This window comes from Paenibacillus sp. JZ16, assembly GCF_015326965.1.
Classification (GTDB): Bacteria; Bacillota; Bacilli; order Paenibacillales; family Paenibacillaceae; genus Paenibacillus_AQ.
The window spans coordinates 7,413,879-7,421,843 of sequence record NZ_CP017659.1; the positions used below are offsets into that span (position 1 = coordinate 7,413,879).

At 40.9% G+C, this 7,965-nt stretch carries 10 protein-coding genes and 1 pseudogene; 7 read left to right on the forward strand and 4 right to left on the reverse strand.

Annotation, left to right across the window (positions count from 1 at the left end; genetic code table 11):
- Positions 1-29: 29 nt before the first annotated feature.
- The 4 genes from BJP58_RS33325 to BJP58_RS33340 are packed head-to-tail and all read right to left on the reverse strand — an operon-like array spanning position 30 to position 3,105.
- Positions 30-410 (reverse strand): hypothetical protein, encoded by a 381-nt coding sequence (locus BJP58_RS33325; RefSeq protein ID WP_194542230.1) that lies wholly within the window; start codon positions 408-410, stop codon positions 30-32.
- A gap of 40 nt (positions 411-450) precedes the next feature.
- Positions 451-1,371 (reverse strand): hypothetical protein, encoded by a 921-nt coding sequence (locus BJP58_RS33330; RefSeq protein WP_194542231.1) that lies wholly within the window; start codon positions 1,369-1,371, stop codon positions 451-453.
- A complete protein-coding gene (locus BJP58_RS33335; RefSeq protein ID WP_194542232.1) occupies positions 1,358-2,422 on the reverse strand; it encodes a HAMP domain-containing sensor histidine kinase in 1,065 nt (354 codons plus the stop codon). Before BJP58_RS33335 ends, BJP58_RS33330 begins: the two co-directional genes overlap by 14 nt.
- 11 nt (positions 2,423-2,433) lie before the next feature.
- Positions 2,434-3,105: a response regulator transcription factor gene (locus tag BJP58_RS33340; RefSeq protein ID WP_194542233.1), complete on the reverse strand. Its 672-nt coding sequence runs from the start codon at positions 3,103-3,105 to the stop codon at positions 2,434-2,436.
- 340 nt (positions 3,106-3,445) lie between these two features.
- Here BJP58_RS33340 and BJP58_RS33345 point away from each other — a divergent pair, with 340 nt between their 5' ends.
- The 7 genes and pseudogenes from BJP58_RS33345 (at position 3,446) to BJP58_RS33370 (ending at position 7,792) form a co-directional block, all read left to right on the forward strand.
- A complete protein-coding gene (locus tag BJP58_RS33345; protein ID WP_194542234.1) occupies positions 3,446-3,997 on the forward strand; it encodes a phosphotransferase-like protein in 552 nt (183 codons plus the stop codon).
- Between the two features lie 84 nt (positions 3,998-4,081).
- The gene (locus tag BJP58_RS33350; RefSeq protein ID WP_194542235.1) at positions 4,082-4,558 is read left to right on the forward strand and encodes a hypothetical protein; all 477 of its coding nucleotides are present in this window, start codon (positions 4,082-4,084) and stop codon (positions 4,556-4,558) included.
- 179 nt (positions 4,559-4,737) lie between these two features.
- Positions 4,738-4,966, forward strand: a pseudogene (locus BJP58_RS33825) (class I SAM-dependent methyltransferase); the annotation flags it as partial.
- A gap of 59 nt (positions 4,967-5,025) precedes the next feature.
- A complete protein-coding gene (locus BJP58_RS33355; protein ID WP_194542236.1) occupies positions 5,026-5,472 on the forward strand; it encodes a hypothetical protein in 447 nt (148 codons plus the stop codon).
- 211 nt (positions 5,473-5,683) lie between these two features.
- Entirely contained in the window at positions 5,684-6,202 is a 519-nt protein-coding gene (locus BJP58_RS33360; protein ID WP_194542237.1) for a DNA topology modulation protein, read from the forward strand.
- Positions 6,203-6,467: 265 nt separating this feature from the next.
- Positions 6,468-7,226, forward strand: coding sequence for a DUF5694 domain-containing protein (locus tag BJP58_RS33365; protein WP_194542238.1), 759 nt, complete (start codon positions 6,468-6,470; stop codon positions 7,224-7,226).
- 383 nt (positions 7,227-7,609) lie between these two features.
- A complete protein-coding gene (locus BJP58_RS33370) occupies positions 7,610-7,792 on the forward strand; it encodes a hypothetical protein (RefSeq protein WP_194542239.1) in 183 nt (60 codons plus the stop codon).
- The last annotated feature ends 173 nt before the right edge of the window (positions 7,793-7,965 follow it).

Below are 7,965 nucleotides of genomic sequence, written 5' to 3' on the forward strand. Positions count from 1 at the left end.
TCCATGAAAAACACGGAAACGCCGTCTCCTCAATTTTCACCCATCAGCTCTTGGCTAAGCCGCATAATCTCCGGTGCCAGCTTCTCGCGTTGTTTTTTCGTGATGGAAATGAACAACGGATAGGCCAGCGCTATTCCCACGATACCCATAACCCCAAATACGATGCCCGGGAGCATCAGCGTGTCTTCCCAAACCATCGTACAGCTCATTCCAAGGCCAAGAAGCAGCGCGCCGACCGTACCGACCAGAATCGAAATAAAGGTTCCGCGCGATTCGGCGCTTTGATCCAGCCTGCGCAACTGTTCCATTTTGTCTTCTTCTTTGGGGATATACTTCTGGAGGATGCTTTTGACTTCCTCCTGTTGTTTTGCGGAATACATGTAGGTGAAGGTTTTGTTATTATCTTTCATGTCTAAGGCCTCCTTTAGGAGTGTGAATTTATTATAGAAATCAGTCGTTATCGTAATGATGACGTTTTGTTTCAGAATGATTAAAATGAAGCTTCTTTAACGCCTGATTGGCGCGAATCACCATAAATACCGCCATAGCGATTACCATTAGGCTGACGCCTGTGCCGGTTATGCTATTCATGTATCGGCGCAACAAAGGGTCCTCGCTGAACTGGGACACCATGGCCGACTGCAGAGCCAGAATGGACATCAATGCCCCCGCAACGCTTAGCATTTTGGCTGCGGACAAAATAGGGCGATCCATTTTGCGGAATTTTACCATATTGATGATGGCCACGGTTAAATTGTAAAAGGTATACAAGGCAAAGGCGTAGATAGCCAGGCCCAGGGAATGAATTCCCTTGTTTTTCTCGATCATCTGAACCATCATACCGACCATGGCGATATTCAGGGCAAACAGCAACCGGCCTGTCAGCCGATACCGTCGCAGCTCGTGCGCTATTTTCTCCTCATCCGTTTCCAGCCTTGACCTCATCTGTTCGCTGCGCAGCAGTAGGAAGCGCATGACACTCAAGATAATATGGTAGCTCGCCACGGCGGCAAACCAGAGAGAGGTATAAATCCAGCTCGCCAGAACATGGAAAACGGCAAACAGCGAATTGATGAACAGCCCTTGATACAGGGAGATTCTCGCCCGAAGTCTGGCGTCGTTCAAGTAGCGTGAGATCAGCGGATTTTGGCGGATGATGAAGCTCATCTTTCGTCCTCCGTCTGTGGCAGCCACGATAAGGACGGTCAGAGCGTAAGCGGAAATTCCGTAGGAAATGTAAGTCAAGGCAGGATCATTCTGCTCCCATGAAAGGGTGAAAACGGTCAGTCCGATCGCCAATATCACGAGGATCATCGACCACACCTTACCGGGTCGAGTCCATCGGGACAAGTTGTCTTTAATTCGTTTCATCACCGATTCTCCTTAGCTTCACAAGAAATGTGCTTCCTTTTCCCGCTTCGCTCTCCACCCTAATCTCACCGCCGACAATATCAATCACCCGCTTGACCAGCGCAAGCCCAAGGCCGTTGCCCTGCGTCGTATGCGATGTATCGCCTTGATAGAATTTCTCAAAGATATGCTTTCCTACCTCCGGGCTCATCCCGCAGCCTGTATCCGAGACCTTAACCACAACCCCATCCTCATCCGCCGTCAAACGGACGGTAATTTTACCATGCGGTTCGGTAAATTTCAGGGCATTGGAAAAAAGGTTGTTCCATACCAGCGACAAAAGCTCGGCATCCGCTTCGATCATGATATCTTCTTCAAGGTCGGTATCGATTTCCAGCTCTTTCTCTTCCCAGATGTTTTCAAACCCCAACAGGCATTCGGAAAGCTGCTCGCCGAGATTGAATTTTTGGACCTCCGGGAAAATCTCTTGATTCTCCAGCTTGTTCAACTTCAAAATGTTGGTGATCAAATCCGACAGCCGGCGGGAAGCCGAGGTGAGCGTCTTGGCGTACTCAATTCTTTTCGCTTCTGACAATGCGGGGGCTTGAAGCAGAGTTGAATAATTTTGGATTACCGCCAGCGGCGTCTTCAGTTCGTGGGAGATATTCGCGATGAAGTCTGTACGCAATGTCTCGATCCCGGAGAGTTCTTTCGCCATCCGATTTAAATTTTCGATGATCATATCGAATTCATTTCTGCTGCCCGGTCCATGAATCGTCTGGATTCGCGCTTTGAAATCGCCCTGCGTGATGCGGCGCGTGGCTTCCAGAATACGTTTGACGGGAAGCTCTACGGTATATTTTCGGCGAATCCCGTCAAGCAAGCCAAAAAGCAAGCTCAGGAAAATCACATTCCCGAAGGTCCTTAGCGCGTTTAGCCGGACTTCCGCCTCCGAAATATCCATTCCGGCAAAAAACAGCAGGAAACTGCAACTGACCACAAAGGAAATCACCAGGAAAAAGATCAGATAATTCCACCAGGAAAACAGACTGCGGGTCGTTAGTTTGTTCATTTCCTTCCCTTTCACTTCAACACCGCCTTGTATCCCAATCCATGCACGGTGACGATTTCGAACTCGCTGCATTCGGAAAACTTGTCCCGCAATTTTGTCATATACACATCCACGGTTCTGGGGCTGGAGGAGGTCTCGGAATCCCAGAACTCGTCCATTAACTGGAGACGGGTAAAGGTTTTCTTCGGATAAGCCAGCAGCTTATACAACAGGTTGAACTCCCGAACGGTCAAGGGAATCTCCTCTTCCTTTAAATAGGCCGTATGCTCTTCGGCATCGAGGATCAGATTTCCGATTTCGATCCGTTTGCTGGAAGCGATCTTCGCTCTGCGCAGCAAAGCGCCAATGCGCAGTAGCAATTCATCCAAATCGATCGGTTTTACCATGTAGTCGTCGATTCCCGCGCGAAATCCCCGTTGTTTGGAGGCGAAATCATCTCGCGCCGTTATAAAAAGGATCGGGATCTCTTGATTCAGCCCCCGGATCGTTTCGGCAAATTCAAAGCCGTCGACCTCGGGCATCATGATGTCGGAGACGATCAGATCGAACAGATTGCCATACATGGTGTCGTAGGCTTCATTTGCGTTCAGGCACCCAACAGCCTGATAACCGTTTTGATTTAAATAAGAGCAGATGGCGTGATTCAACTCTCTGTTATCTTCGGTGACCAATATGTTAAACATAGGATCCCCCCTATGATTTTTATATTTATTATAACGGAGAGTTGTTAACGATATGTTTGCGGGCTACGCGAAAAAAGCACCGATTAACCTAACAATGAACAAGCCTATCTTACGAGGAAGAATATTCTGACAACACACGACCCGGCCTAAGATATCTATGGCCGGGTCACGTCGTACATGCGAGAACGTTAGACGACAGACCGAAGAAAAAATATATAAAGGCTGATGACAGTATGAAACTAAAGCAACGAATGTGTGAGCTTCTGGGACAGTAAAGGTTTACGAATACAACAAAAAAGAGTATATGTACATTAAACCCATGCAGAGGAGGTTGAGAAATTTGGATAAAGGGAGAATTATATATTTGAATGGCGTTACAAGTTCAGGTAAAACTTCAATAGTAGAAGCTATGCAATCTTACTCGAATCCATTTTTTTATGTAGTTGCCAATGATCTTTTTGAAAATACGATTGGTGATAAACATCTACAGACAGATTACTGGAAGTATTTAAGTGAAGTAATAATTGTAATGTACCATACAGCAAAGTTATTTTCGGATAGTGGCAAGCATGTAATAATCGATGGGATACTTGTTGAAAGGCCTGAGTTAAAGCCACATTATGAAAAAGTCAAAGAGATTTTTAATGGGTATCCTTTGGAGATAGTCGAGGTGTACTGTCCTCTAGATCTTTGTCGTAAGCGAAATATAGAGCGTGGTGATAGAAGAGAAGAACAATCAGATGAGCAAAATAAAATAATGTCGCAAAACATTCGTTATAGCTGCTCAGTGGACACGAGTTTGAATACACCAGAAGAATGTGCAGAAATTATTATTACATCATTATTCAAAAAGAATGATAACAGTGTAAACACATCGATTCCCCTAAGATAAAAGCTAACTAAGGTGAACCGACGTCAGGAACACAAGAATGTTAGATGAAATATCAGCAGTAATAAATTTTTAAGGACGGATACGATGGAAATATCAAACAAAAAAATCAATGAAATTCTTAACAAAGAGCATAGTCCTAAATATCATGATAAATCAGAACTAATTGATGTAGCGTGGCCAGACTTGGTGGAAGTAGAAGGTTGCATTTTAATGAAGAAATACACTGAAGATAATATAAAAATTAATATTAGACATATTATTCATCAGTTTGGAGATCGAACTGGATTTGAAGCAAGTGAAAACCATGTTCATATGATAGATATATCAAAAACCTTTAAAAAACATCCTTTAGAAGGGTTGAGGTTTGCAAAGAAGCTATTAGAAATATGGTCTCTTAAACTGAAAATTGATTTTCCAGATTATGAATTTATACTTATCTTAACTTATCATGATGATGACACAATTTTACGGTTTCATAGATTAAGAGAATCAGAAGAGACTTGGATAAACATTAATGATATAGAGGATTTTGAAGAAGGGATTATGATTAGGAAAGTGTAGTCGTAGAGGGCAGATACCTCACCTAACCTAGTATCTACTCTCTGGCTTTGACCTTGGTTTGCAAGGGGGATTAAGCAAAGGGGGGACTCAAGCGAACAACCTTGAGAGGCTAAGTCTGTCGGATCCAGCCGCTACGCTCCTTTTATGGGGTATAAATATATCAGAATAACAATTAGAAAAGGCAACATTTGAAGGCGTGCGGTCTTTAGGAAAAATTGATCTGTTCTCCTACTTAAGAAGAATGTGACATACCCGTAGATTATTTTGACTCTGTTTATTCGATTTACCACATAGGCTGGACAACTGACCTTGAAGGAACCTTTTATCGGGTCGCTTCTTATTTAGAAAAAGGACGGCGTATTTATCTTCAGTTGGTCTCAAGCGCTAGCATCAGATAACAATATATTAACGCATCCTGAACACGAGAACGTCAACTGAAACCTGTGAGAAAGGAAATAAACCAGAATATGTATAAGAAGTATGAAATTAAGTATCCTAGATCAGAGTATGTCCAAGTGATTATTTCTATTTTAATTACTTCAATACTAATACAAGTGCTTCGAATAGATAATTTATTATCTGTTATTTGTGTGGTTATATTATTATTAGGTAACATAGTCCGAGTAGTAATGCTATTGAAGAGGATATTAAGAAAAAATAGTGAGCTGGAAATTACAGAAAATACAATTAGGCTTAATCAAGCTAAAGTATCAGTACAACAAATCGAAAAGATTATAATAGAAGGTTATTTTGTACAGAGTATCGGTATCAAGTTATACGGAAGAAAATTAGTTTCAATGGATTTTCATTTTAGATTTAAGAATAACGAGGAAATAAATATTGAAGAATTAAAGCAATGGGCAAATAGGAACAGGATAAAAGTAACTAGTGGAAGAATATTCAGATGGATATAGATATCCTGAAAGTAATTAAGGGTGTCCTGCCATCCGGTAACCACGTATCTACTCTTCGGGCGTACGCCCATTGCGGTACGATGAATTTCATAGAAGCGGAAGACCACCATTCGCCGACTAACCGTAACAGCAGTCCTCCGGACTTAAGTTGGTGAAGGTTCGCAGTTACAAGAGCGTTAGTGGAAATTATTTTAATAACCAGGAGAACAAAATGAAAAGAATCATGATAATTGGATCTGGAGGATCAGGGAAATCTACATTCTCAAGTAAACTCTCTGAAGTCTTAGGCTTACCATTGTATCATTTAGATGCGTATTATTGGAAACCTGGATGGGTTGCAACCCCTAATCACGAATGGGATGAATTTCAAAGAGAGCTTATACAAAATGATGAATGGATTATTGATGGAAATTATAATCGAACAATAGATATTAGAATTTCTAGAGCAGATACAATAATTTTCTTTGATTTACCTCCGTGGATAACTACGTATAGAGTCATTAAACGAAGAATTATATACCATGGAAGAACAAGACCAGATCTGAATGAGGGATGTCCTGAGCAATTAGATTGGGAATTCATGAAGTGGGTATGGAATTTTAGAAAATATAAAAGACCAGGAATACTCGAAAAGTTAAAAAAATATGAAAAAGAAAAAAATATAATAATACTTAAAACACCAAGGGAAGTAACTAATCTAATAGACAAATTAAATAATAAATATGAATAAAGGCAATCGCTCCGGGGCTGGTGCCTGGTGGTCTGCATGGGGGATCTCGGAAAAGCATATTCAGCAGAATGAAAATTACAAAAAGAACCAATTATATCATAGTCATCATCATTGTGTTAGTAACCATTTCTTATTATACTTTTCTCCGACTACAGTGCACAAGGGATCGTAGATGATGATCTTTCATATGATGTTGAACTTTATTACGATGGAGGGAAATTATTTGGGTCAAAATAAATAAAGTCTAAAATAATGGAGGTTCTTTATGGATTCCGCTAACAAATGCACCATTTTGTTACTAGGTACATATCATATGGGCAATCCTGGACTAGATATGCACAATGTTAAGTCTGATGACGTCTTGGCACTAAAAAGACAAAAGGAGATTTATGAGGTTGTCGATAGACTTAAACGATTTAATCCAACGAAAATCGCAATTGAAGCTCTCGCTGATGAACATGAGGCATATAATAATCAGTATCTCTCATATTTGTCAGGTGAATTTACTCTCGGGGCAAATGAAATTCATCAATTAGGTTTCCGTACTGCGGCTGATCTTGGTCATGATAGAATTTACCCTATCGATTGGAATGAATGGTATGGAGGGGTTGCACTAGGACATGTTTATGAATATGCACAATCAAACATGCCTGAGCTCTATCAACGGTTAAATTCTAATAACCAGGAAAAAGCAGAGGCTCTTCAAAAGTCAATGAAAGAAAAAACAGTAAGGGAACTTCTGATGACAGGTAATACTCCTAGTGCAATACAAGGGGACCATGAAACGTATATGACTGTTGCGCGAGTTGGAGATGGTAAAAACAATATAGGAATTGATTGGCTCTGTAATTACTGGTATCGTCGAAATTTAATTATCTATTCTAATATTTCACGAATTTCATCCCATCAAGATAGAATTCTTGTGATTTATGGCTCCGGACATATCCACTTACTCACCCAATTTATTAAAGAGAGTGGTCTTTTTTTACTTGAATCTGTAGAAAAATATCTAGGAGACCGTTAGATAACAGACCTTAACTAAAGTAAGACAATACTTGAAATAGCCGACGATTTATGTGTCTCGTAGAAGCTTCTGATGTCTTATAACATAGTATCTACGCTGTGGGTTTTGGTCCGTCGAACCCAGTCGCTGGCGCTATAAGTCTCTCGAGTTCGTGAAGAAAGCTCCTGGCCCTCTAGCCAATTTTCAAGTGTTGGGCGAAGTAATCAAAAACTTCAAGAGCAATGGAAAAAGTTGTGGAATCAAAGCATTTATAAAAATGGGCTTCTGAAAAGGAGTAACCAGAGATATTTAGTTTTAGATCCCCCTGATTTTACAATGATTAGAGAAGAAGACCTACAGGATATGCTGATAAACATGTGGCCGGCATTTATAAACTGGTGGCTGTGAAAGAATTCGAAAATCAAGCCGGAAGAGAGATAAAACCATTTAAGTTACATGTCGATTTAGTATATACAGGATTGAAAGAACCAATTGAAGTGAATAACCAATTCATAATAATGCCCATTAAAGCTGAGTATTTATTGAAGAAAAATTGGTGGATTAAGAGGTTTAAAGAGCATTATTGAGTGTAAGAAGAGCAGGTCGTGTAACAATATTCACGCTGGGGCCTTTGTCTCGTTAAAAGTCATTGATAAATGACGCAGCGCTTTAGGTTGTCAGCCAGGGTATTTGCTAGAGCATATAGCTGAGAAAATAAGTGAAAGGAATAAAGAGAAAGGTCCGGCCAATAGGAATGTGG

Bases quoted from the DNA above. Each gene is read 5' to 3' on its own strand.
- BJP58_RS33330 (WP_194542231.1), bottom strand. From the start codon at position 1,371: ATGAAACGAATTAAAGACAACTTGTCCCGATGGACTCGACCCGGTAAG.
- BJP58_RS33365 (WP_194542238.1), top strand. From the start codon at position 6,468: ATGGATTCCGCTAACAAATGCACCATTTTGTTACTAGGTACATATCAT.
- BJP58_RS33350 (WP_194542235.1), top strand. From the start codon at position 4,082: ATGGAAATATCAAACAAAAAAATCAATGAAATTCTTAACAAAGAGCAT.
- BJP58_RS33340 (WP_194542233.1), bottom strand. From the start codon at position 3,105: ATGTTTAACATATTGGTCACCGAAGATAACAGAGAGTTGAATCACGCC.
- BJP58_RS33325 (WP_194542230.1), bottom strand. From the start codon at position 410: ATGAAAGATAATAACAAAACCTTCACCTACATGTATTCCGCAAAACAA.
- BJP58_RS33355 (WP_194542236.1), top strand. From the start codon at position 5,026: ATGTATAAGAAGTATGAAATTAAGTATCCTAGATCAGAGTATGTCCAA.
- BJP58_RS33360 (WP_194542237.1), top strand. From the start codon at position 5,684: ATGAAAAGAATCATGATAATTGGATCTGGAGGATCAGGGAAATCTACA.
- BJP58_RS33335 (WP_194542232.1), bottom strand. From the start codon at position 2,422: ATGAACAAACTAACGACCCGCAGTCTGTTTTCCTGGTGGAATTATCTG.